General features: G+C 54.0%; 24 protein-coding genes. 21 read left to right on the forward strand and 3 right to left on the reverse strand.

The genetic code is table 11. The annotated features are described in order from the left end of the window. Window positions 1-151: 151 nt before the first annotated feature. Window positions 152-403 (forward strand): YjcQ family protein, encoded by a 252-nt coding sequence (locus NYE24_RS02115; protein ID WP_036694273.1) that lies wholly within the window; start codon window positions 152-154, stop codon window positions 401-403. Window positions 404-517: 114 nt separating this feature from the next. Here NYE24_RS02115 and NYE24_RS02120 read toward each other — a convergent pair whose 3' ends face one another. Next, window positions 518-1,093 carry a hypothetical protein gene (locus NYE24_RS02120; protein ID WP_341024966.1) on the reverse strand — a complete coding sequence of 192 codons (576 nt, stop codon included), beginning with the start codon at window positions 1,091-1,093 and terminating at the stop codon, window positions 518-520. Between the two features lie 269 nt (window positions 1,094-1,362). Between NYE24_RS02120 and NYE24_RS02125 the strand changes: the two genes are divergently transcribed. The 4 genes from NYE24_RS02125 (at window position 1,363) to coaD (ending at window position 3,178) form a co-directional block, all read left to right on the forward strand. Continuing rightward, window positions 1,363-1,701 (forward strand): hypothetical protein, encoded by a 339-nt coding sequence (locus NYE24_RS02125; protein ID WP_036694272.1) that lies wholly within the window; start codon window positions 1,363-1,365, stop codon window positions 1,699-1,701. A 93-nt stretch (window positions 1,702-1,794) separates the two neighbouring features. After that, complete coding sequence (locus NYE24_RS02130) at window positions 1,795-1,983, forward strand: hypothetical protein (RefSeq protein ID WP_076154022.1); 189 nt, start codon at window positions 1,795-1,797, stop codon at window positions 1,981-1,983. A gap of 84 nt (window positions 1,984-2,067) precedes the next feature. Beyond that, the gene (rsmD, locus tag NYE24_RS02135; RefSeq protein WP_341024970.1) at window positions 2,068-2,676 is read left to right on the forward strand and encodes a 16S rRNA (guanine(966)-N(2))-methyltransferase RsmD; all 609 of its coding nucleotides are present in this window, start codon (window positions 2,068-2,070) and stop codon (window positions 2,674-2,676) included. Then, window positions 2,660-3,178: a pantetheine-phosphate adenylyltransferase gene (gene coaD / locus NYE24_RS02140; protein WP_036728903.1), complete on the forward strand. Its 519-nt coding sequence runs from the start codon at window positions 2,660-2,662 to the stop codon at window positions 3,176-3,178. The genes rsmD and coaD overlap by 17 nt, the downstream gene beginning before the upstream one ends. Here the strand turns inward: coaD and NYE24_RS02145 are convergent. Then, complete coding sequence (locus NYE24_RS02145) at window positions 3,150-4,406, reverse strand: nucleoside recognition domain-containing protein (RefSeq protein ID WP_341024973.1); 1,257 nt, start codon at window positions 4,404-4,406, stop codon at window positions 3,150-3,152. The genes coaD and NYE24_RS02145 overlap by 29 nt on opposite strands. Window positions 4,407-4,565: 159 nt before the next feature. On the opposite strand from NYE24_RS02145, the gene NYE24_RS02150 reads away from it, so the two are divergent. Further along, window positions 4,566-5,606: a S16 family serine protease gene (locus NYE24_RS02150; protein ID WP_342477906.1), complete on the forward strand. Its 1,041-nt coding sequence runs from the start codon at window positions 4,566-4,568 to the stop codon at window positions 5,604-5,606. Here the strand turns inward: NYE24_RS02150 and NYE24_RS02155 are convergent. Next, a complete protein-coding gene (locus NYE24_RS02155; RefSeq protein ID WP_342479186.1) occupies window positions 5,596-6,834 on the reverse strand; it encodes a nucleotidyltransferase in 1,239 nt (412 codons plus the stop codon). The genes NYE24_RS02150 and NYE24_RS02155 overlap by 11 nt on opposite strands. Window positions 6,835-6,973: 139 nt before the next feature. Between NYE24_RS02155 and NYE24_RS02160 the strand changes: the two genes are divergently transcribed. The 15 genes from NYE24_RS02160 to NYE24_RS02230 all read left to right on the forward strand — a co-directional run bounded on the left by NYE24_RS02160 (window position 6,974) and on the right by NYE24_RS02230 (window position 23,831). Next, on the forward strand, window positions 6,974-7,495 hold the full coding sequence (locus tag NYE24_RS02160; protein WP_342477907.1) for a DUF177 domain-containing protein: 522 nt from the start codon (window positions 6,974-6,976) through the stop codon (window positions 7,493-7,495). A gap of 50 nt (window positions 7,496-7,545) precedes the next feature. Then, on the forward strand, window positions 7,546-7,719 hold the full coding sequence (gene rpmF, locus NYE24_RS02165) for a 50S ribosomal protein L32 (RefSeq protein ID WP_076154019.1): 174 nt from the start codon (window positions 7,546-7,548) through the stop codon (window positions 7,717-7,719). A gap of 275 nt (window positions 7,720-7,994) precedes the next feature. Further along, window positions 7,995-8,591 carry a transcription factor FapR gene (fapR, locus tag NYE24_RS02170; RefSeq protein WP_036694172.1) on the forward strand — a complete coding sequence of 199 codons (597 nt, stop codon included), beginning with the start codon at window positions 7,995-7,997 and terminating at the stop codon, window positions 8,589-8,591. After that, window positions 8,575-9,564, forward strand: coding sequence for a phosphate acyltransferase PlsX (plsX, locus tag NYE24_RS02175; RefSeq protein WP_342477908.1), 990 nt, complete (start codon window positions 8,575-8,577; stop codon window positions 9,562-9,564). Before fapR ends, plsX begins: the two co-directional genes overlap by 17 nt. Before the next feature lie 8 nt (window positions 9,565-9,572). Continuing rightward, complete coding sequence (locus tag NYE24_RS02180) at window positions 9,573-10,562, forward strand: beta-ketoacyl-ACP synthase III (protein ID WP_143804172.1); 990 nt, start codon at window positions 9,573-9,575, stop codon at window positions 10,560-10,562. 91 nt (window positions 10,563-10,653) lie between these two features. Next, window positions 10,654-11,577, forward strand: a complete 924-nt coding sequence (fabD, locus tag NYE24_RS02185; protein WP_036694169.1) for an ACP S-malonyltransferase — start codon at window positions 10,654-10,656, stop codon at window positions 11,575-11,577. Window positions 11,578-11,629: 52 nt separating this feature from the next. Further along, window positions 11,630-12,379 (forward strand): 3-oxoacyl-ACP reductase FabG, encoded by a 750-nt coding sequence (fabG, locus tag NYE24_RS02190; RefSeq protein WP_342477909.1) that lies wholly within the window; start codon window positions 11,630-11,632, stop codon window positions 12,377-12,379. A gap of 124 nt (window positions 12,380-12,503) precedes the next feature. Further along, window positions 12,504-12,737, forward strand: a complete 234-nt coding sequence (gene acpP, locus NYE24_RS02195; protein WP_036694165.1) for an acyl carrier protein — start codon at window positions 12,504-12,506, stop codon at window positions 12,735-12,737. 223 nt (window positions 12,738-12,960) lie between these two features. Beyond that, window positions 12,961-14,199, forward strand: a complete 1,239-nt coding sequence (gene fabF / locus NYE24_RS02200) for a beta-ketoacyl-ACP synthase II (RefSeq protein ID WP_076154017.1) — start codon at window positions 12,961-12,963, stop codon at window positions 14,197-14,199. 14 nt (window positions 14,200-14,213) lie between these two features. Further along, complete coding sequence (gene rnc / locus NYE24_RS02205) at window positions 14,214-14,918, forward strand: ribonuclease III (protein WP_036694163.1); 705 nt, start codon at window positions 14,214-14,216, stop codon at window positions 14,916-14,918. Between the two features lie 297 nt (window positions 14,919-15,215). Then, window positions 15,216-18,785 (forward strand): chromosome segregation protein SMC, encoded by a 3,570-nt coding sequence (gene smc, locus NYE24_RS02210; protein WP_036694160.1) that lies wholly within the window; start codon window positions 15,216-15,218, stop codon window positions 18,783-18,785. Window positions 18,786-19,093: 308 nt separating this feature from the next. Further along, window positions 19,094-20,086, forward strand: coding sequence for a signal recognition particle-docking protein FtsY (gene ftsY / locus NYE24_RS02215; RefSeq protein WP_036694159.1), 993 nt, complete (start codon window positions 19,094-19,096; stop codon window positions 20,084-20,086). A gap of 434 nt (window positions 20,087-20,520) precedes the next feature. Continuing rightward, window positions 20,521-21,984, forward strand: coding sequence for a circularly permuted type 2 ATP-grasp protein (locus tag NYE24_RS02220; RefSeq protein WP_036694158.1), 1,464 nt, complete (start codon window positions 20,521-20,523; stop codon window positions 21,982-21,984). 30 nt (window positions 21,985-22,014) lie between these two features. Continuing rightward, on the forward strand, window positions 22,015-22,968 hold the full coding sequence (locus tag NYE24_RS02225; protein WP_036694156.1) for an alpha-E domain-containing protein: 954 nt from the start codon (window positions 22,015-22,017) through the stop codon (window positions 22,966-22,968). Continuing rightward, window positions 22,965-23,831: a transglutaminase family protein gene (locus NYE24_RS02230; protein ID WP_036694155.1), complete on the forward strand. Its 867-nt coding sequence runs from the start codon at window positions 22,965-22,967 to the stop codon at window positions 23,829-23,831. The genes NYE24_RS02225 and NYE24_RS02230 overlap by 4 nt, the downstream gene beginning before the upstream one ends. Window positions 23,832-23,858 lie beyond the last annotated feature (27 nt).

Here is a 23,858-nt window from a genome sequence, read left to right on the forward strand (position 1 = left end):
CCCGGTAATCCGGGGCTGCTCTTTTTGCGGTGCTGGATGGACAAGCCTTGCTGCCAGACGGTAAAATTAATTCGCCTTGCCCTGACAGGATGTGCGATAATAGAAGTCATTGTCTTCAGGGCAATCAGTGCTGGCATGAAAGAGGTGTACGATGGAAGAGAAGGAAAAGATATATGCCATCCTTAAGCGGATTGAAGCGGAACAGCCGGTTAATCAGGAGGTAATGCAACTGGAAGCCGAAGCCTTCGCCGATATTATGGAGGAGCTCATCGACAGCCGGATGGTGGAGAATGTTAAGATCTCCAGAGCAGGCAGCGGGATTGTGACGGTTAGAACCACTGATATTAAATTGACCCGGCGTGGTCATGATTTTATTTTATTGAAGGAGTCCGGCCGAATTTGATCGGAATGTAGATGTCATTTACCCGGCACTGAAAGAGGCCGGGCTATTTTTTTTGACTAGGGTCCCGCTTGATTATATATAAAGGGAGGTCCCATGCCGGAGACATAAGGAGTTCTACTTGGTTGTAATCTCTGACAACGCCTTGTCCATCTGCGTTTCATTCGACTGTACGGCTTCGCTGTCCACAGCATCAACGCCGCGGAAGACATTCTTGGTGTTCTGATAAAAGTCAAAGGCAAACTTCTTAATAGCTTCACCATCAGGGTGATTGCGCTCGACAACAGTAGCCTTGAACAGATTGGTCAGCATGTATCCGGCATCCTCGCTATGTGCGAGATAATTTCCGGCGGTGTACTCCTCCACGATCTGGGATTCGAAATCCTTAAGCTCCACAGCCGACGGAGTGTACGATTTCGCCAAAACTTCTGCAGCATCTGCTTTTTGTGTGGGCTCCGTATCCGTAGTCGCGATTTGCTGGATCGCAGATTCCCAGTTCACTGACCCCTTCCCGGTGGAGGGTTCAGTTACAGGCGCAGGGGTTGACTGGACTGCTGTCGGCTGCGCTGCCCCGGTGGGAGTTGGGGCGGGTTGATTAGCCGGAGCGTTGCAGCCTGCGGTCAGTCCAATGACACCGCCGAATACGATCACTAGGGCGAGGGACGATATCTTTTTATACAAGGGCTTCTTCATAGCGGTTCCTCCTGAATCTATCTGGTATCCATATACTATATATGTAACCTTGTCCGGGTAGATTGAATTAATATGTATGTAAAATGAAGCGGAAACTGGAAAATCGCTGACGTCAAGGCAGCCGAAAACTGCGGGCGGTATTCCGGAAATTCAGCCTCCTGGAAGCTTGTGTTCAAGATCAATAAGGTCAAATGACAAGCTGAAATGAAGTAGAATAATACATTTGATTCTGGTACAATCTATATATTAAGTTTGAAGGAGCGGAGCACATGGATAGTGATTTGGTACAATTATTGCGGTCTGTTATTCGGGAAGAGTTAGTTTCCGTTAAGGATGATATGTCCTCCGTTAAGGATGATATGTCCTCAGTTAAGGATGACATGTCCTCAGTTAAGGAAGAATTAGTCACTGTCAACGAGCGTTTGGATCGAATAGAGACAGAGCAGCAGAACATGAAGCAAGATCAGGAGCAGATTAAACGTGCTGTGCTGGAAACAAACGAGCGCCTCATCAACGTTGAGTCTTTATTGGAGAATCAGCACAGAATTATCGAACTTCTCTCAGCGCGCTCCATTGAGCAGGAAGCCAAGCTGAAGCGGATTATCTAAGTATACACACAGCAAGCCCCCACACCTTGATTTCAAGGCGGGGGCTTTTATGCATAGAACAAAAATCGAGGCTCCCTTTCGGGAGCCTCTTTCATGGGAGAGGAGAAACCGGACGAAGAGCTTATGGGGAAACGTAAGCCTGCTCCGCGGTTGTCTACGACATTTTGTGATGTCGATAGTTACAGGATGACCCGTTTAAGGGAGTTTTATACATTTGCTTACGAATATTCTTCAGCTCCGCATTGTGACAAACTCGGACAATCTTTTTATTTCATGGAATAATTGTGGTACTATAGGCTTGGACTTATGCCCTGAAATGGCATAGTAATGTAGAGACATAAAAGCTAAAAAGCAGGTGGATGATCGGTGAGAGTCATATCGGGAAGTGCAAAAGGCAGGCCGCTTAAAAGTGTTCCAGGCAATGGCACACGGCCTACTACCGATAAAGTGAAGGAAGCGTTATTCAGTATGATCGGGCCTTATTTTGAGGGAGGTACGGTGCTTGATCTGTATGCCGGTACCGGAGGCCTGGGGATCGAAGCCCTTAGCAGAGGGATGGAAGCCGCAGTGTTTGTGGACATGGAGCAGAAGGCGATTGACACGGTGCGCGCAAATCTGAAGGCGGCCCGGCTGGAGGCACAGGCTGAGGTCTACCGCAATGATGCGGGAAGAGCGCTTGGGGCACTTCAGAAGCGGGGGAAAGTATTTGATCTTGTTTTTCTGGACCCGCCTTACCGTATGAAGCATGGAGACGAGCTGATGGTTACGCTGGCGGACAAGCTGTTGCTGAACCCTGATGCAGTGATCGTGCTGGAGCATGAGTCGGGATATGCCTATCCGGAGGATATACCCGGGTTCGTGAGAACTAAGCAATCCGTCTATGGAGAGATTACGATCTCTATCTACCGGTATGAAGCTGCTGTTCCAGAGGCTGCCGTACGCGGCAAGGAGGTTAATGATGAGTCTGCAAATTAGAAAAGAACGTGTCGCCATCTATCCGGGAACCTTCGATCCGGTTACGCTGGGACATATGGATATTATTCACCGGGCCGCCAAACAGTTCGACAGGCTGATTGTGACGGTGCTGAACAACCTGAGCAAGAATCCGTTGTTCTCGGTCGAGGAACGGACAGAGCTTCTGCGTCAGGCAACAGCGGATATTCCGAATGTTGAGGTGGACAGCTTCCGTGATCTCCTGGTTAACTATTTGAGGCAAAAGGATGCGCAGGTTATTGTCCGGGGAATCCGGACCGTTACCGATTTTGAATATGAGCTCCAGAATGCTTCCATTAATCATAACCTTGATCCTGAAGCGGAAACTATATTTATGATGACCAATCCGAGATACTCCTATCTTAGCTCCAGTGTGGTGAAGGAGATTGCCCACTTCGGCGGGAAGGTCTCGGATTTTGTAACCCCTGAGGTGGAGCAGGCTATGAAGCTGAAGTTCAGCCGGATGGACGGCGGTTCGAAGTGAACAGCTTCACGGCAGCAGACAGCAACAGCAGAAGCGTAACAAGCAGGGTCTGAAGTCCCAAGATCTGAGGGGACAGAGTCCATATATTCAGCGCAAGGCCCGCTTGCGGCAGGGCAGCTGGGGGAGAACCCCCAAGAACCGGCAGCACCGCAGACTGAATATGGAGCAGCGGCGTCCACAGCAGGATTGTTAACACAAAGGCAATTAGTCCATGCACCAGCCTGACTGCGGTGAACGGGAGAAAGCGGACATTAGCTGCCTTCAGCACAGTCAGTGCCTGGAGCTGGGCGCAGATGCCGCTCCAGGCCAGTCCGGCGGACAGCAGTGCCGGGCCAAGAAGACCGCCTATGACGAAGCCTTCGGGACCTGCTGTGGCTGAAGTCATTGACCGGGCTCCGAGATGAATCTCAAGCATGCTTGCTGTAACCAGAGCCGGCAGCTGAGGGAATAGCCGGGTAACAATACTTACGACAACTGCGAACATGATCATATAGCCGCCTACAATCATCAGGTTCTGTACGGCGGAGGATACGGACTCACCGAGCACCTTGCCGAAGCCCCGTCCGTCCCTTGAACGGGCATCCGCTGCTGCCTGATGGATACGCCGGGGCAAAGATGCTTTTTTGGTGTGGGGGCGGCCGCCGGTAAGGCTGGGATCACTTTCTTGCTGAATAGATGAGGTTATCCTGCGGGAGCCATTGAAGCCGGCGGATAGAATACCTGCGGCTAACCCTGACAGCCAGTGGATGACAAGCAGGGCATACCCGGCGGCAGGACTGTGCAGGAAGGCTGTTCCGACCACAATAAGCAGCGTGACTGGACTGGCATAATGTACGATAGCCGCCAGCCGTCCGGCCTCCTTGTCCGTAATGTCCCCTTGCTTGTGCAACTGCATCACTCCTCCGGCTCCGGCCGGGAAGCCGGCTGTAAGGCCGAGCACCAGCGTCCATCCGCCCGCCCCGGGAAGCCGGAAGCACCGCTTCATCAGCGGCTCAAGCAGGACGCCGATACCGTGCACGAAGCCAGATGCGCTCAGCATCTCTGAGAGGATCAGGAAGGGCAGCAGCGCAGGAAAGACCAGGGTCCACCAGAGCGTAAGTCCCGCAAGTGAAGCCTTGAATGAGGCTTCGGGTGCTAGGACTATTGCTATAGCGAGCAGAATGGCTGCAGCCCCGGGTATAAATGGAGCTGAACCCGACAGGAAGCGTCTGAATCTAAAGTTTATCATTAGAGTTATCCCCTCTTCATAGCTTAGGACATGGGCAGATCTTGTTATCAATTTATGCAGGGGAGACAACCATCATGCCACAGCCGGAGTGAAGCTCCAGGGGCTGGTACCACATTCTAAGTGCCGGGGCACATTCCGCAGGAAAGAAGGGGAAGAGACTTGAGGCAGTATAAACGCCGGGTAGGCCTCCGCGCTTCAGCCTATTTATTTTCATTCGTGGTCATTCTCTATGTTGTGGTCTTTATGAACACGCCTTATATTGTATACCAGCCGGGAAGTGCCTCCGAGGTGGCACCGATGATCAAGGTTGAGAATGCCGATCCGCAGGAGCAGGGGACCTTCATGATGACTACGGTCTCTGCAAGCTATGCGAATGTGGCTCTACTAATCGCTTCTGTGTTCAACTCGAATGCCGAGGTAGTATTGAAAGAGACCCGCTTGCAAGATAAGACGGAGCAGGAATATGCGGCGGAGCAGGTATTCTATATGAATAGTTCACAATCCTACGCCGTGCAGGCAGCTTATCATGCGGCAGGTGTACCCTATGCGGATGTCGTGGATTATCTGTATGTGTTCTCCGTACCTGAGGCTGCGAATCAGGACCGGTTCAAGCCCGGGGACAAGATCATCAGTGTAGGCGGGCAAAAGGCAGCCGATCCGGCCGCTCTGTCCCAATTGCTGTCTGTTCATCAAATTGGGGATACTGTGGAGGTATTACTCCTGCGCGACGGCAAAGAGATCAAGGAGCAGGTCAAGCTGGTGGGGGTCAAGGATAAAGAAGCTGCGGCTGCACGGCCGGGATTCGGAGTCGTTATTGGTGCGGTTCAAAAGGTGGAGCCTAAGGAAGAAGGCAAAGCCGTCAGTTTCGTGGATACTAACGTGGGCGGACCCTCTGCCGGACTGATGTTCACCATGGAAATCTACAACCGGCTTACGCCGGGAGATCTCACCAAGGGCCGGAAGGTGGCAGGTACGGGTACGATAGATGCGGAGGGGAACGTGGGGCCAATCGGCGGTGTGAAGCATAAGATTGTAGCAGCCGACCGCAAGGGCGCGGAGATCTTCTTCGTTCCGCTCAAGAACTATGATGAAGCCAAGGCAAAAGCGGAGCAAATCGGCACGAATATGAAGCTGATTCCTGTCTCAACGCTATCCGATGCCTTGAAATACATGGAGGAGCTGCCGGTCATCAAATCCTGACCGGCGGCTCGAGATAATCACTGTACAGATCGCTGCGCCGCGGGTCGGCATAAGCCCCGGCGAACACAGCGGCCGCCTGGAGGTCCCGCTCCAGCATGGAATGGGTGTAGCGGGCAGGGCTTGTAATCACCGGAAGCGCCGCTGTCTGCTTCATCTGCTTCAGCAGCTCCCGGCCGCTCTCGCGGAACCCGAGAACCCTTATGTAGCCGGGACCCTGAGAGAGAACGGAGGGGGACATCTCTGCTTTGCTGTGGTTCAGCAGGGTGTGGAGCAGCAGACGCTGGAGCCTGGTGAGCGTATACCGTCTGCTCTTGAGTTCCTGCAGCAGACCGCTGACGGTGAACTTGTCCAGCTGTGGCAGGCTGCGGAGCAGCCGGTTCTCCAAGCCTTCGTTCATATCCTGTATCGTGTGCAGCTCCGCAGCGGAACGCGTGGAGAGCACATGGCGCAGCGGCCTGGAGAAGTCTTCAAGCAGCACTGGCCCCCGGCCTGCGGCGCGCTCCCGCTCCAGGATGGACAGGGCGTACTCCGGCATGTAAGCCTCCGGTGATCCGCCCTCCTGCAGCAGCCTGCGGATGGCTGTTGCACTGGCAATGGCCGACCCGCCCTCCAGCGGGTCGTGGAAGCCCGCGCCGGTACGCGGCACGGTCAAGGGCTTGATCGCGCTGCCCAGCCGCCGCAGCGCGATCAGGTAGTGCAGGCCGAGGGTGTTGTTGGGCTGCCGCAATATATCTTCGGCATCTTCCGGGTTCTCCTCTCCCATGAAAGAGGCCTTCCAGGCCGCCGCCGCAGCTGCGCTGTAGGCGGCGGGGAAGCCCGCGCCCTCAGAGAGGCGCGCGCGGATCTCCTCCTTAAGCGCGCTGCTCTCTTTGGCCAGGAAGGCGGCCAGAGGCAGTAACACGCCCAAAGTGCCCGCTTCGGAGCCGAAGCACAGGCTGTCGACGACGCCGGTCGCCTCCAGCAGGGAGACCGCTCCGAAGGCGAACCATTCCGCTGGCTGGACGGCGTACGCCACCGGCAATTCAATAACCAGATCGGCGCCCATAAGCAGCGCCATCTCGGTGCGGGCGCGCTTGCTGACCGCCGCCGGCTCGCCGCGCTGGGTGAACGGTCCGCTCATAATGACGACCGAGCGGTCCGCTCCCGATATTCTTTTGGCCTCGGTGAAATGATGGACATGCCCGTTATGTAAAGGGTTATATTCGGCTATAATACCTACAGTTGACACAGTTGCATCACGCCCCATTCTGGAATCTATAATGTATATCATAAATTGTCACGCCCCCTGAAACAATAAAAAGGGAAAGTGGTTGACAAAGTCAGGGAATAATAGGTATAATAAATTTTGTTTGTTTGGAGTGATAACGATGAACATTCACTTTCGCAAATTAGCGAATGCCGACGAGCCTCTGGTCCTCCACGAAGTTGTGGATGTCAGTGAGGTTGTCACAGGGCGCAAGGATATACTTGCTGTTGCACCACTCTCAGTAGACCTTAAAGCGCTGCCCGCGGGAACTGATAGTGTGAACGTGGTGGGAACACTGAGTGGAGAAGTGGACATGTTATGTTCACGTTGTCTGGGTGAGGTCAAGAGTAAGCTGAACATTCCTTTCGCTGAGACCTTCAAGTGGCTTAAGCAGCCAATTCTTCCGGAAGATGATGATGAGAATCTCATTTACATCAAAGATGAGATTGTGGATCTTATCCCGTATGTGGAAGAAAATTTCGTACTGCACTTACCGGATTTGGTATTGTGCAAGGCAGACTGTCTTGGTCTTTGTCAGAAATGCGGACAGAACTTGAACGAAGGCACCTGCAGTTGCGACAACACAGTGATCGATCCAAGACTCGCTGCGTTGAAAGGATTCTTTACCAAGCAAGATGACTAAGAACAAATCCCAAGGAATTGGGTTACAACAAAATCAGGAGGTGTCTAACAATGGCAGTACCACAACGCAGAACGTCCAAGACTCGCCGTGACAAGCGTCGTACTCACTTTAAACTGGTTGTTCCAGGTATGGTGAAATGCGAACAATGCGGAGAACTGAAGCTTTCCCACCACGTATGTAAAGTTTGCGGAACATACAAAGCAAGAGAAATCATCAAACAATAGTTTGCACATAAGAGTAGCACTTCATCTGCCGGTGAAGTGCTATTTTTATGGAAAAAATGAAGCCGGGGTGGAGCTTGCATTCCTTGCACTGCGCGGGTTTTCAGGCACTTTTCAAGCCAAAGCTTTATTTTTGCGGCGGCATGCTTTATACTACATATTAGTACCTGGTTCTAAATGCTAAGGGATAACAGAGAATCATAACTACAGCGGCCACTCTTGCTGGCCGGTGAGCTGCACATCAGGCCTGTGCCGGGAGGTGAGCCGCTATCGAGCGGATGTCCAAGAAGGAACGTCAGCAGCAGCTGCTGGCTATAATTGAAGGGAACCCGTTTGTAACTGACCGGGAATTGACCCGCCAGCTGAAGGTGAGTATCCAGACGATCCGGCTGGATCGTCTGGAGCTGGGGATTCCGGAGCTGCGTGAGCGGATGAAGCAGATGGCAGAGCATTCCTATGATCAGGTGCGTTCCCTGCCAGTCGATGAAGTGGTCGGTGATATTGTGGATCTGCAGCTTGACCGGAGCGGAATTTCGATCTTCGAGATCCGCGATGAGCATGTGTTCTCCCGCAATGGAATTGCCCGGGGCCACTATGTCTTCGGTCAGGCGAATTCGCTGGCAGTAGCCATTATTAATGATGAGATTGCCTTAACGGCTTCGGCCGACATCCGGTTTGTGCGCATGGTCCGGCTGGGCGAGAAGTGTATAGCCAAGGCGCAGGTGCGGTCACTTGCGGGCCGGAACGGCAAAGCTGAAGTGGATGTGTTTACATATGTCGGAGAAGAGCTGGTATTTCAAGGCCATTTTATAGTGTATCGTTCAGCAACTGAAGAGTACAGCGAAGGGGGAAACCGGAGTGCGGATCGCCATTGATGCCATGGGCGGGGATAATGCTCCTGAATGTAATGTGGAAGGCGCGCTTGCAGCGGCTGCGGAGTGGAGTGATATAGAGATCGTGCTGGTCGGCGATGAAGTGCGGCTTGGGCCGCTGCTGAAGACTAAGCCCTCCAACGTTACTGTACGTCATGCGGGGGATGTGATCGGTTCGGATGAAGAGCCGGTGAAGGCGGTCCGCCGCAAAAAGGACTCATCCATGGTCGTAGCCGGACGGATGGTCCGCGAGGGTGAGGCTGATGCCATGATCTCCTCCGGGAATACCGGAGCGCTGATGACTACAGGACTTCTGGTAGTCGGAAGAATGGAAGGGATCGAACGGCCGGCACTGGCTCCGATGATTCCGACGCTGGATGATGTCGGTGTACTGGCCCTGGATCTTGGCGCCAATATGGATGCCAAGCCGCAGCATCTGGCACAGTATGCACTGATCGGCAGCATATACCGCAACAAAGTGCACGGCATTGCGAAGCCCCGGGTAGGATTGCTGAACGTCGGAGCTGAGCCGGGCAAGGGGAATGAATTGACTAAGGAAGCCTATCCGCTCCTTGAGGCGCTGCAGGGCATTCATTTTGTCGGCAATGTGGAAGCGCGGGATGTGCTCACCGGAAGCTGCGATGTGCTGGTCTGTGACGGCTTCGCCGGTAATATACTTCTGAAGACGCTGGAAGGAACGGCCGGCGCGATGTTCTCCCTGCTGAAGGAGCAGTTCAGCAAATCGCTTAAGACGAAGCTGGGTGCGGCGATCCTGATGCCGGAGCTTAGAAGCCTGAAGGGCAAGATGGATTATAAGGAACACGGCGGAGCACCGCTGCTCGGTCTTAGCGGCCTGGTAGTCAAGGGGCATGGTTCGTCCGACGGCAATGCGGTGAAGAATGCGGTAAGACAGGCGCGGATTGCATTGAAGGCGGATCTGGTGCCTAGTATATCGAAGGAAATTAGCGGGAAGTGAGTGAAGACATGAGACAATTACGTCCGGTAGGAATTATTGGGACTGGGAAATATGTACCTGAGAAAGTATTAACCAACAGCGATCTGGAGAAGATCGTCGAAACGAATGATGAATGGATTGTCAGCCGTACAGGAATCCGGGAACGGCATATTGCGGCACCGGAGCAGGCTACCTCTGATCTGGCCTATGAAGCGGCCCTGAAGGCACTGGAGTCCGCAGGCATGAAGGCCGAGGAGCTCGATCTGATTATAGTCGCTACAGTTACACCTGACAGTGCCTTCCCGTCCACAGCTTGCATTCTTCAGGACAAGCTGGGAGCCAAGAACGCAGCCGCCTTTGACCTGTCGGCAGCCTGCTCGGGGTTTGTCTACAGCCTGGCTACGGCTACCGGCTTTATCCAGAATGGAATGTATAACAATGCGCTGGTGATCGGTGCGGATACACTGTCGCGTATTACAGACTATACAGACCGCAACACCTGCGTGCTGTTCGGTGACGGTGCCGGTGCGGTAATCGTCGGCGAGGTTCCGGAAGGACGCGGCTTCCAGTCCTTTGATCTTGGGGCAGAAGGCTCTGGCGGCAGCCTGCTTAATCTTGAAGCTGGCGGCTCGCGCCTCCCGGCTTCCCAGCAGACCGTAGAAGATAAGAAGCACTTCATCTATATGAATGGCCGCGAGGTCTTCAAGTTCGCAGTACGCGTCATGGGATCGGCTACGGAGCGTGTGCTTACCAAGGCGGGATTGTCTAAGGAGAATATCGACTTGTTCGTGCCGCATCAGGCCAACATCCGGATTATTCAATCCGCTATGCAGCGTTTGGATCTGCCGCCGGAGAAGGTTGTAGTCAACGTTGATAAATACGCAAATACCTCCGCAGCCTCCATTCCGCTGGCTCTTGTAGAAGCAGCCGAGGAAGGCCGGATGAAGGCCGGAGATGCTGTGCTTATGGTCGGCTTCGGCGGCGGACTTACCTGGGGCGCTTCCGTGCTGATCTGGTAAGAATCGGGGCATTAATAATAGCAACGCGCAGCAGCTCGATCCGGAGAATATCCGGGTTGACTGCAGTTAAAGGGAAGGAGCTTTATACCTCATGAGCAAAATCGCATTTGTCTTTCCCGGTCAGGGTGCACAGGCAGTCGGTATGGGTAAGGATGTATATGAAGCATTGCCTCAGAGCCGTGCAGTCTTTGAAAAGGGTGACGAGGTGCTTGGATTTCCGCTGAGCGGGCTTGTATTTGAAGGGCCGGACAGCGAGCTTAAGCAGACGGTGAATACGCAGCCGGCACTGGTTACGGCCAGTGTGGCTTATCTGGAAGCGCTAAGCGGCCTTAAGGTTACGCCGGATTATGTGGCAGGCCACAGTCTCGGTGAATATAGCGCTCTTGTGGCAGCCGGCGTGCTGTCCTATGAAGATGCTGTAAGGCTGGTCCGCCTGCGCGGACAATTCATGGAAGAAGCCGTTCCCGGAGGACAGGGGGCTATGGCAGCTGTGCTTGGAGCAGACCGTGAAGGGCTTACGGAATTATGCCGTAGTATTACAGCGGCGGGTACTCCCGTTGAACTGGCGAATGTCAATTGTCCGGGACAGATTGTGGTCTCCGGTTCCGTGGCCGGTGTCGGTGAGGTGATCCAGCGTGTGAAGGAAGCCGGGGGCAAACGGGCGATTCCGCTGGAGGTTAGCGGGCCGTTCCACTCCTCATTAATGAAGGGTGCGGCTGAGCGGCTGGCTGCTGAGCTCGACAAGGTAACCTTCAATGCTCCCGCTATGCCGGTAGTGGTCAATGTGACTGCTGCTCCGGTGACAGACCCGGAAGAAATCCGCAAGCTGCTGGTAGAACAGGTGTATTCTCCGGTACTCTGGCAGGATAGCGTGGAATGGCTTATTGGCGCAGGGGTAGATACTTTTGTAGAGATCGGTTCCGGCAGTGTGCTGTCTGGCCTGATCCGCAAGATTGACAGGAATGTCAAGGTTGTGAATATCAACAGTCTGGAGAGTGTGCAGGCTGGCTGGTAAGCAGCTTGGGCCTAGCCGCAGCCGCATGATTATCGAAGGGGGACAACATAGCATGTTTGCAACACTAAAAGGTCAGACCGCCCTTGTAACCGGAGGGTCCCGGGGGATCGGCCGCAGCATAGCCTTGGCACTCGCTGCTCATGGCGTGAAGGTCGCGGTGAACTATTCCGGCAGTCTTCAGGCGGCTGAAGAGACCGTGGCCCGTATTCACGAGCTGGGCTCGGAAGGAATCGCTCTGCAGGGAAATGTCGGCAGCAGCAGTGACGCCGAGAACCTGGTCAAACAGGTTATCCAGACCTGGGGGAAAATCGATATTCTGGTGAACAATGCGGGCATTACCCGGGATAATCTGATTATGCGTATGAAAGAGGAAGAATTCGATCAGGTCATCGAGACGAATCTGAAGGGCGTCTTCAACTGCCTGAAGGCAGTAACCCGCCCGATGATGAAGCAGCGTTATGGCCGGATCATCAATATTTCTTCGGTCGTGGGTGTGACGGGGAATCCCGGACAGGTGAACTATACCGCTGCCAAAGCAGGTGTAATCGGCATGACGAAGTCTGCGGCCCGCGAGCTGTCTTCACGTGGAATCACCGTGAACTGCATCGCGCCCGGCTTCATTGATACCGACATGACCCGCGAGTTGTCCGATGAGGTTCGCAGCGAGCTGATCAAGGGGATTCCCTTGGGAGAGCTTGGGCGGGCGGAGGACATTGCGAATGCGGCGGTATTCCTGGCTTCGGAAGGGGCGGCCTACATGACAGGCCAGACGCTTCATGTGGATGGCGGAATGTATATGTAAGGCTTCGCAGGGCATCAGATCATTACGGGGGAAGATGGACAGAGGCGGCCAGGGCAGCGTTTTTTATGCTCTATGGTGTTTTGACTTCATATCTCGTATAATACCAAAAGAGGAGGTGAACCGGATGTCCGATGTATTAGAGCGTGTAACACGCATTGTCATCGACCGCTTAGGTGCCGATGAAGCAGAGGTAACATTAGAAGCGTCTTTCAAAGATGATTTAGGTGCTGATTCTCTTGATGTTGTAGAATTGGTAATGGAATTGGAAGATGAATTCGACATGGAAATCTCTGATGAAGATGCAGAGAGAATTACGACCGTGGGTGAAGTTGTGAAGTACATACAATCTCATACCTAGAGTCATATGATTGAGGGTCCCGTTCCTGTCAGGGCGGGACTTCTCCTCATTTTACGGTTCTTTAAGCCAAGCATCCGCGAAGTGGTGCATGAGCATCTTGATAAAGATAATAACAGAACCGCAGATTAACTAATCTTGCGGCGACTGCAGTTTATATAGACATCTGGCATGTTTGCGTTTACAAATTGTAGAGGTACACAGCCTATAGACGGGGTGATTATGTTTGAATCATAGAGTAGTTGTAACTGGTATGGGTGTAATGACTTCGCTGGGTAAGGATCTTGAGACGTTCTGGGATAGCCTCATGAGCGGCAAGTCCGGAGTATCCCTGGTTGAAGCTTTTGATGTCAGTGAATATCCAACACGAATCGCTTCTTCGGTCAAGGATTTCGATGCGGAAGCACGCTTCGGCCGCAAGGAAGCCCGTAAGATGGACCGGTTCGTACAATTCGCGGTTGCTGCCGGTGAAGATGCGCTGAAAGACAGCGGACTTACGATCGGTGAAGATATTGATGCAGAGCGGATCGGGGTATCTGTCGGTTCCGGAATTGGCGGCCTGGGCACATGGGAGGATAACCACAACCTGCTGCTCGAAAAAGGCCCGAAGCGGGTCAGCCCGTTCTTCATTCCGATGATGATTGCCAACATGGGCTCCGGCCAGCTGTCGATCAACCTCGGGGCCAAGGGACCGAATACAACGACAGTGACCGCTTGTGCGACAGGCAGCCACTCCATCGGGGAATCCTTCCGTCTGATCCAGCGCGGTGATGCGGATGCGATGATCTGCGGCGGTGCGGAAGCGACCATTCGTCCTACAGGAATGGCAGGCTTTTGTGCAATGAGAGCCATGTCTACCCGCAATGACGAGCCGGAGAAGGCCAGCCGACCGTTTGATGTGGACCGTGACGGTTTCGTCATGGGCGAGGGTGCGGGAATCCTGATTCTCGAATCCCTGGAACACGCAGAGAAGCGCGGAGCCAAGATCTATGCCGAAGTAATCGGCTATGGTCTCAGCGCCGATGCCCACCACATGACGGAGCCTGATCCTGACGGTGCAGCACGCTGCATGAAGATGGCGATCCGTGATGCCGGCATTAATCCTGAGGATATCGACTACATCAATGCGCATGGTACATCTACACCTGTAGGGGATAAATCAGAGACAGCCGCTGTCAAGAAGGCGCTCGGAGAGCATGCGTATAAGGTAGCGATCAGCTCGACCAAGTCGATGACAGGCCACTTGCTTGGCGCTGCCGGCGGGGTGGAAGCGATTATCTGCGGGCTGTCCCTGCAGAAGAACATGATTGCGCCTACCATCAATTTGGACAACCCTGACCCGGACTGCGATTTGGACTATGTTCCGAATGTGCCACGTCAGGCGGAGCTGAATATAGCGATGTCGAATTCCTTCGGATTCGGGGGACATAACGCGACCGTTATTCTCAAAAAATATAATAAGTAAGGGGAGACAGTGCAGTGAAAGGAGACCTGAAGCAGTTACAGAGCCAACTTCAAATCCAATTTCACGATCCTGTACTTCTGAAGCAGGCTTTCACCCATGCATCATATGTGAACGAACACCGGTTCAATCAGCATCAGGACAACGAGCGCCTGGAGTTCCTGGGTGATGCGGTGCTTGAGCTGACGGTGTCCGAATATCTGTATAATCTGCTCCCGGACAGACCCGAAGGAGAATTGACCAAGCTGCGTGCTGCGATTGTCTGTGAGCCGTCGCTGGTCCGGTTCGCCGAGACCTTGGGCTTCGGGCGGTACGTACTGCTGGGAAAAGGGGAAGAGCTTACGGGCGGGCGTACCCGCCCGGCTCTGCTGGCCGATGTGTTCGAAGCCTTCGTGGGAGCGCTCTATCTCGATCAGGGCCTGGAAACGGCCCGAAGATTCCTGGATAATCACGTATTCCCGCTGGTTGAAACCGACGGTAAGCTGCAAATGCAGATGAGCGACTTCAAGACAGAGCTTCAGGAACTGATACAGCATCATGGATTGGGTACGCTGGAATATCGGATTATTGAAGAACGCGGACCGGCGCATGAGCGTGAGTTCGTCTCAGAAGTATATATGGCCAGCCGTTCACTAGGCAGCGGCAGCGGCCGCTCCAAGAAGGAAGCGGAACAGCAGGCAGCGGCAGCGGCGTTATTGCTTCTGAAGGAAGACGGTGCCTGAAGGCAGATTTGAACATTTGGAATGCGGAGTAGAGCAGCAATGGTCTGAATGCCGGCGGTTCGGCGGAAGTCAGACTTTTGCTGCTCTTTTTCGAAATATAAGAATTTATCTGTTTCACGCGATAAATTATCCTTCTATTTCTCGCTGAAACGGTACCGTCCTTTAAAAGGACGGCAAAACTGTTTCCACTTAAAAGGTCAGAAATCATATGTTTTGAGGAATCAGGTGCACCACTTTATGGGGTTGTTTTGGCAAGGAAACACTATGGTATAATGGGTCAGAGGTGAATAACGAGTTATGTTTCTGAAACGGATTGAATTAGCAGGCTTCAAATCATTTGCCGACAAAACGGAGATGGAATTTGTACGCGGAATAACGGCTGTAGTCGGCCCGAATGGAAGCGGCAAAAGTAACATATCCGACGGCATCCGCTGGGTGCTTGGGGAGCAGAGTGCCAAATCCCTGCGCGGCGGCAAGATGGAGGATATTATATTTGCCGGAAGTGATGCCCGCAAGGCGGTCAACTACGGTGAGGTCTCGCTGACGCTGGATAACGAGGATCATGTGCTGCCGCTGGATTTCAGCGAGGTGACCGTGACCCGGCGTGTCCACCGCAGCGGCGACAGTGAATATCTGATCAATAAGCAGGCCTGCAGGCTGAAGGATATTACGGAGCTGTTTATGGATACCGGTATCGGCCGTGAAGCCTATTCAATTATCGGACAAGGCCGGATTGAAGAGATTCTCAGTACCCGATCGGAAGACCGAAGGGGGATATTTGAAGAGGCCTCAGGTATTGTTAAATATAAGTCACGCAAAAAGGATGCCGGCCGCAAGCTCGATGAGACCGAGCAGAATTTGCTGCGGATTCATGACCTGATCAGTGAGCTGGAAGATCAGGTGGGACCGCTGAAGGATCAGTCCGAGAAGGCGATAAGATACAAGGAGCTGCGTGAGCAGCTGAAGCATCTGGAGATTTCGGTATATGTGCATCAGATCGAAGGCATACATACATCCTGGCAGGAGGGCAACGCCCGCCTGGAGGTGCTTAAGACAGAGCAGCTGGAGCTGTCCACTGTAGTCTCTGCTCATGATGCCAAGCTGGAGAGCGGCCGGGCGGAGCTGCGGAGTCTGGAGCAGGAAGTGGAGAAGCTGCAGGAACAGTTGCTGCGCAGCAGCGAAGCCAACGAGAAGAGCGAAGGCTACGGAGAGCTGCTGAAGGAGCGCCGCAGGAATCTGGAACAGAACCGGGAACAGCTCATGCAGACTCTGGGTTCTGTAGGCGAACGTTCCGAGGGGCGGCAGCGTGAGCTGGCCGAGCTGGAGCATAAGCTGAAGCAGACCAGGCAAGCGCTGGAGGAGCTGCGGGCACAGCTGGCGGATGAGGAATCGAAGCTGCAGGGTGTGGCCGGAGGCATCAGCCAGAGCAAGGAAGAGAAGCTGAAGAGTGCTCTGCTTGAGCTGATGAACCTGATGGCCCAGGCGCGCAACGAGATCCGCTATGCGGATCAGCAGAAGGAGAGCCTGGAGCGGCGGATGAGCCGCAGCCAGGAAGAGAGCGGCAAGTGGACAGCACGGCTGGAGGAGCTGGTCTCTGCACAGAGCGGGCTGAAGGATAAGATTGCCGGGCTCGGCAAGGAAATCGGCCTGCTACGCGGCGCGTACATTACGGAGAGTGAGCAGACCGGCAAACGGCAGAAGCTGCTCGAAGAGACGCAGAGCGGCCTGCGCAAATGGGAGCAGAAACGCGAAGCCCAGGTGTCCCGGCATGAGACGATGAAGGAAATGCAGGATGATTTTGACGGCTTCATGCTTGGGGTCAAAGAGGTGCTCAAGGGCGCGCGCAAAGGACAGCTAAGCGGTGTACACGGGGCAGTTGCCGAATTGATCTCCGTTCCCGAGAAGCTGGAAATGGCGATTGAGACCGCCATGGGCGCTTCCTTGCAGCATGTGGTTATGGAGAATGAAGCGTTGTCCCGGCAGGCGATCGCTTTCCTGAAGCAGCGTCAGCTCGGGCGGGCGACCTTCCTCCCGCTGGATGTTATCCGGCCCCGGCAGATTACCGGCAGTGACCGCAGCACAGTTCAAGGTGCCGAAGGATTCGTGGGTATTGGTTCGGAGCTGGTCGGCTATGATGAGAAGTATGGAAGTATTATCGGAAGCCTGCTCGGCAATGTCGTAATCGCTGAGAGTCTGGAGCAGGCGAACCGCATTGCGGCCAAGTGCCAATACCGCTACAGAGTGGTTACGCTTGAAGGCGATGTGGTCAATGCAGGCGGTTCGATGACCGGCGGCAGCCAGCATAAGAAGAATAACAGCCTGCTTAGCCGCAAGCGTCAGCTTGACCAGCTCTCCGGCGAGATTGAAGAAAGCGAGCAGCAGATTACCAAGCTGAAGCAGGGGATCAGCCGCCTGCGCGCCGAACAGGACAAGGGCTCCCAGAAGCTGGAGCAGCTTCGGCATGACGGTGATGAGAAGCGGCTGGAGGAACAGCGCGTATCCGGTGATCTGAAGCAGCTGGAGCAGGAGCTGCGGCATGTGCAGGAGCAGGTCGAGGGCGCAGGCGCAGAGCGCAGCGGCTTCGAGCAGGAGGTACGCGGACTGGACGAGGCCCGCAAGCAGGCCGAAGCTGAGCTGGCCCGGCTGGAGAAGGAAGAGCAGGAGGCGCATGCGGCGATCCGCAGTGCCGAATCGGACCGCAAGGCGAATGAATCGGCTAAGGAAGAGCTGCAGGGCAAGCTGACCGGGATGAAGGTTACGGAGGGCAAGCTGGATCAGGAGATCTTCTCGCTGGAGGAGCAGCTGCGGCGGATGAGGCAGGACGCCGGCTCCCAGGAGAAGGAGCTGCGCCAGAGCCGCAGTCTGCTTATGACCATCGAGCAGGATCTGGAAGAGAATGCACGGGAGACCGTGAAGCAGAAGGAAGAGGTCAACAGTCTGCGGCTGAGCAAGGAAGATACGTCAGCGAGGCTTGACCTGGCCCGTGCCGACCGTGCGGCGATCTCGCGTAAGCTGGAGCTGGCCGAAGGCGAGACCAAAGACCAGCGTCAGGCGCTCCGGGCGGTCGAAGACAAGCTCCGTTCCACGGAGGTTGCCGTTGGCCGGCTCGATGTGGAGCTGGACAATATCCTCCGCAAGCTGAGCGATGACTACGAGCTGAGCTACGAGCTGGCGAAGCAGCGTTACCCGGTGCCGGAGGATGTGCCTGCGGCACAGCTGGAGGTGCAGCGTCTGAAGCGCAGCATCTCCGGTCTGGGCGAGGTCAACCTGGGCGCGATTGAAGAGTATCAGCGGGTGCATGAACGGTATACTTTTCTCAGCGGGCAAAAGGATGATCTGGTGGAAGCCAAAACAACGCTGTATCATGTCATCCATGAGATGGAAGAGGAGATGTCGAAGCGCTTCAAGCAGACCTTCGATGCCATCCGCCGCGAGTTCGGCACGGTGTTCACGAAGCTGTTCGGCGGCGGCCGGGCAGATCTGCAGCTGCTGGACCCTGAGCATATGCTCGATACAGGGATTGATATCGTTGCCCAGCCGCCGGGCAAGAAGCTGCAGAACCTCCAGCTTCTCTCCGGCGGAGAACGCGCCTTGACCGCGATGGCTCTGCTGTTCGCTATTCTGCAGGTCAAGCCGGTGCCGTTCTGCGTGCTGGATGAGGTGGAAGCGGCGCTGGATGAAGCCAACGTGGTACGCTTCGCCCAGTATCTGCGTGAGTTCTCGGAGCAGACGCAGTTCATCGTAGTGACCCACCGCAAGGGAACGATGGAGGAAGCCGATGTGCTCTATGGCGTGACGATGGAGGAAGGCGGCGTATCCAAGCTCGTATCGGTGCGGCTGGAGGATGAAGAGGCTGAGATAGCTTAACGATATAGATTGAACAAAAAATTTAAGTTAAAGGAAAAGTGGCTGAGGGGAATTTTGGAACTGTAGGAGCGGTAGCGACCGCCTAAAAGCTTTCCGTAGGAAAGCTAGCATCGGAAGCATCAGCAGTCTGCGGATTTCAACCGTAAAAAACGGTATAAAATCATGAAATCTGTAGACAACAGCGGCCGGAAGTCCAAAACTTCTCTGGAGTCACGGCTAATCCCAAAACATAAAAAAATAGTTCGATTTATATAGATGCAGGATTCATGAAGTGATCCCTATAACCCTTTAGGAGGAAGCATAAGCATATGAGTTTTTTCAAAAAACTGAAAGACAGCATCTCCGGCAAAACGGAAAGCGTAACGAAACAGTTCCGCGACGGTCTGGAGAAAACACGCAAGGGCTTCGTTGAGAAGGTCTCTGATCTGATTATCCGCCGCAAAAAGATAGATGAAGAGTTCTACGAAGAGCTGGAAGAAATTCTGATCGGCGCTGATGTGGGCGTGAATACGGTCATGAATCTGGTGGAGGAGCTGCGCGCCGAAGTGAAGCAGAAGCGGATCGAGGATGCGGCAGAGCTTCAGCCGATTCTCTCCCGCAAGCTGATGGAGCTGCTTCGCGGCGATGACGACAACAGTCTGAACGAGAATCCAGACGGCATTACCGTGATCCTGTTCGTTGGTGTTAACGGAGTCGGGAAGACGACGACCATCGGCAAGCTGGCGCACCGCTACAAGCAGGAAGGCAAGAAGGTTCTGCTGGCGGCAGGCGACACCTTCCGTGCCGGAGCTATTGAACAGCTTGAGGTGTGGGGCAAGCGTGCCGGAGTTGATGTTATTAAGCAGCAGTCGGGCTCGGACCCGGCAGCGGTGATGTTCGATGCGGTTCAGGCTGCCAAGCAGCGCAGTGTGGATGTACTGATCTGCGATACGGCAGGCCGGCTGCAGAACAAGAGCAATCTGATGGAAGAGCTGAACAAGATCTTCCGTGTCATCCAGCGCGAGATTCCAAGCGCCCCGCATGAGGTGCTGATGGTGCTGGATGCGACCACCGGGCAGAATGCGCTGACTCAAGCCAAGCTGTTCGGCGAGAAGAGCGGTGTGACTGGTCTCGTACTGACGAAGCTCGACGGTACGGCGAAGGGCGGTATCGTGGTAGCGATCCGCCAGGAAATGAACCTGCCGGTGAAGCTGGTCGGTCTCGGCGAGAAAATGGAAGATCTCCAGCCGTTCGACTCCGACCAGTTCGTGCACGCCCTATTCGCAGGCATGATCTCGGAAGAAGCGAATCCGGAAGAATAACTGCTCATGCTTGTATTTGAAGCAGTGAAGGCAGAGTTGACCAGATAACCAGTGAGGCCCAATAACGGCTATTGCAGCCTCCCTAAGGAATGGTTCATTCCCGGGGAGGTTTTTTGTAGTTCTCCAGTTCATCAATATATTAAAAATACATTATATGAAAAATTCATAATAGTAATGCTTGTCAGCACTCCGGCATACAATTGGATGTGGAATAAATGCAACGCGCCCCCAAAAGCAAGTTTAAGAGAAAGGAAGCGATTTCAAACCGTAGTATGGTTCAGAAACTCCATTTTGCTGTTATATATATTGACATGGATAATATTATTTACGTATTATGAAGGTAGTAAATCATATTTTTGTGGTGAATTTTTATATTTTGAACTTATTTGTTAAGAAACATAACACATTATACTGATCCGAGAGGAGTCGGGCTCATGTCCAAACTAGATCCTTTGCCCGGTCTGTCACCGTATCCGCTGCAGCATTTCTATGATGAGATGTATGCGGATGAACGGAACGTCCGGCCTCATTACAAGCATGTGAACCGCATGTTTTCCGGGATGAGCCCCGAAGAGCTGCAAGACAAGCAGAAGCTGATGCAGCGTCGGATGATGGAAGAAGGTATTACTTTTACGCTGTATAACCCGGCACAGGATCAGCCTATGGAGCGGACGATTCCGTTTGACATGATTCCGCGCATTATCCCCAAGGGGGAATGGGAACGGCTGGAGGCGGGCATCGTGCAGCGTATTACGGCACTGAATCTGTTCATTCATGATATTTACCATGAGCAATACATCGTGAAGGACGGCATAGTGCCGCGGCGGATGATTATTTCGAACTGTTATTTCCGGCCGGAAATGTCCGGCCTCCGCGTGCCCGGCGGTGCGTACATCACCACTTCCGGAATCGATCTGATCCGGCACCATGACGGCGAGTATTATGTGCTTGAGGATAATCTGCGTACACCCTCTGGCTTCTCGTATCTGTTCAAAGGCAGATCACTCATGAACCAGTTGTTTCCTGAGTTGTCGTTTGCCAGCTCCATCCGCGATGTGGATCACAGCCTGAACCGTTTCCTCTCCGTGCTGCGCAGCCTGTCCCCGTCCCGGACCAAAGACCCGGTCATTGCTCTACTGACACCGGGGGAATACAATTCGGCTTATTATGAACATGCTTTTCTGGCACAGCAGATGGGGATCCATCTCGTTGAGGGCCGCGACCTGGTCGCGCAGGATCACAAAATCTACCTGAAGGTAATGAACGGGCTGCGCAAGGTCGATGTGCTGTACCGCCGGCTGGATGATGATTTCATTGATCCGCTTGCTTTTCAGCCCAGTTCGCTGCTTGGGGTTGCAGGTCTGATGAATGCCTACCGGGCAGGAAATATCGCGATTGCCAATGCGCCGGGAACCGGGGTAGCCGATGACAAGGCCATGTATGTGTATGTGCCGGATATGATCCGCTATTATCTCAATGAAGAGCCGATCTTGGGCAATGTGCCGACCTATCTGCTGTCACGGCCGCAAGAGCGCCAGTATGTGCTGGATCATCTGTCTGAAATGGTCGTGAAGGAGACATCTCTCTCCGGGGGCTACGGCATGCTTATTGGAAGTGAGGCGACGAAGGAGGAGCTCATAGACTTCCGGCTCAAAATACTGGCAGAACCCGAGCGTTATATCGCCCAGCCGATTATGTCGCTGTCCCGTGCGCCGGTCTTGTCAGAAGGCAACATGGCTCCGCGGCATATCGATCTGAGAGCATTTGTACTGATGGGGGCTGACCGCAAGCCGCATGTCATTCCAGGGGGCCTGACCCGGGTGGCGATGCGTGAAGGCTCGCTGGTCGTGAACTCCTCCCAAGGCGGCGGAGTGAAGGATACCTGGGTAATGGCCTAGAGACTTTTCTAAGGTAAAGGGGTGGCTAGAATGCTGAATCGCAATGCGGAGGCTCTATTCTGGATCGGCCGGTATATTGAACGGGCTGAGAATCACGCCCGGCTGATCGATGTACATTATCATATCCAGCAGGAAGAGGATTTCCAGGAAGAGGGCCACAAGTGGTCGCGCCTGATTGACGCGCTTGGGGTGCGAGGCGAATATCTGCGGCAGTTTGAGAGCTTCAGCGAGCAGGATGTATTGTCCTTCATCACGCTGGATCTGGGGAATACCAACTCCCTGTTCTCCTGTGTGCATCAGGCTAGGAACAATCTGCGCACCCTGCGCCAGCATCTGCCGAGTGAGCTGTGGGATATTGTCAACGGCTTCAACCTGTGGCTGGGGGAGCAGTCAGTAGCGGATATCATGCGCGGTCCCCATCAATTCTATCAGCAAGTTAAGGAACGGGCGGCGATGTTCCTCGGTGCGGAGCAATCGGTGATGCTGCGGGGCAATGAATGGCATTTCATTGAGAGCGGCCGGTTCTTGGAGCGGGCAGAGAATACGACACGTATCCTGCAGACCGTCACGGTATCCTGCAAGTCGAAGGATATCAGCTCCATCTATACCCAGCTTCAGGCCGTGCTGAAATCGGTAAGCGGCTATCAGTCCTTCCGCCGGTATTATGCCGATGATATGTCGCCGGAGTGCATTCTGGAATTCCTGATTGTGAACCCGTTCTTTCCCCGTTCGATCCGTTTCTCGTTCCACAAGCTGGAGGAGCATCTGGCCAAGCTGGAGCTGGACACTACAGAGAAAGGCTCGGGGCATGAGAAGGTGATCCGGCAGGCGGGCAAGATCAAAGCGGAGCTGGATTATATGGAGAAGGATGAGATGTCCGGGGACCTGGCCTTGGATGTGCTGGAGTCACTGATGATATCCTGTCAGAGGCTCGGCAGAACGATGGACGGTGCTTTTTTTCGCCGTGAAGGAGTCTCGGTATGAAAATACAAATCAATCACACAACCACCTACAGCTACCCCGAGCCGGTGACGGACAGTGTCAATGAGATCAGGCTGACGCCGCGCACGAACTACCGGCAATCCTGCTATCACCATGAGGTGGAGGTGCATCCGGCGGCCAATCTGCTGACCTATGAGGATTTCTTCGGCAACCGGGTCCATGCCTATTCGGTGAATAAGCCGCATACGGAAATGGTGATCCACACCAAAGCTACCGTGGTCACGCTCGACAAGGCGCAAGGCACGGATCTGCCGCATATCCCGCTGGAGGAGCAGGTGAAGCTGCTGAATGACGAGAAGTTTCAGAACCGCTATATAGAGTTTATTCTGCCTACCCGGTACACCGAGGTGACGCCGGAGCTGGTGGAATTCGCGTCGCAGCATCCTTTTGAGGAAGCAGAAGATATGTATGAATGGATTAAGAAGCTGTCGTCCACGATCTATGAGCAGTTTACGTACGATCCTGAGGCGACTAGCGTCAATACTACGGTAAAAAGAGCACTGATGCTCAAGCGCGGAGTCTGCCAGGACTATGCGCATCTGATGATTGCGGTCTGCCGCAGTGTCGGCTTGCCCTCACGTTATGTGAGCGGGTACCATTTTGTCGGAGACCTGCAGGGGGGCAATGCCAACTTCGAACAGGCCTCACATGCCTGGGTGGAGACGCATATTCCGGGTACGGGCTGGCTGGGCTTCGATCCGACCAATAATGTTGAAGTGAACTGGCGGTATATCAAGCTTGGGCATGGACGGGATTATAAGGATATTGTTCCGGTCAAAGGCGTATACCGTGGAGGAGCGGGCAAACTTACCGTCAAGGTGGATGTACGGCAGCTGGAGAATTAAATACGTTAGAGGAGAGACCCCGCAGAT

Origin of the sequence: Paenibacillus sp. FSL H7-0350, from assembly GCF_038593195.1 — a bacterium.
Taxonomy (GTDB): Bacteria; Bacillota; Bacilli; order Paenibacillales; family Paenibacillaceae; genus Paenibacillus_AQ.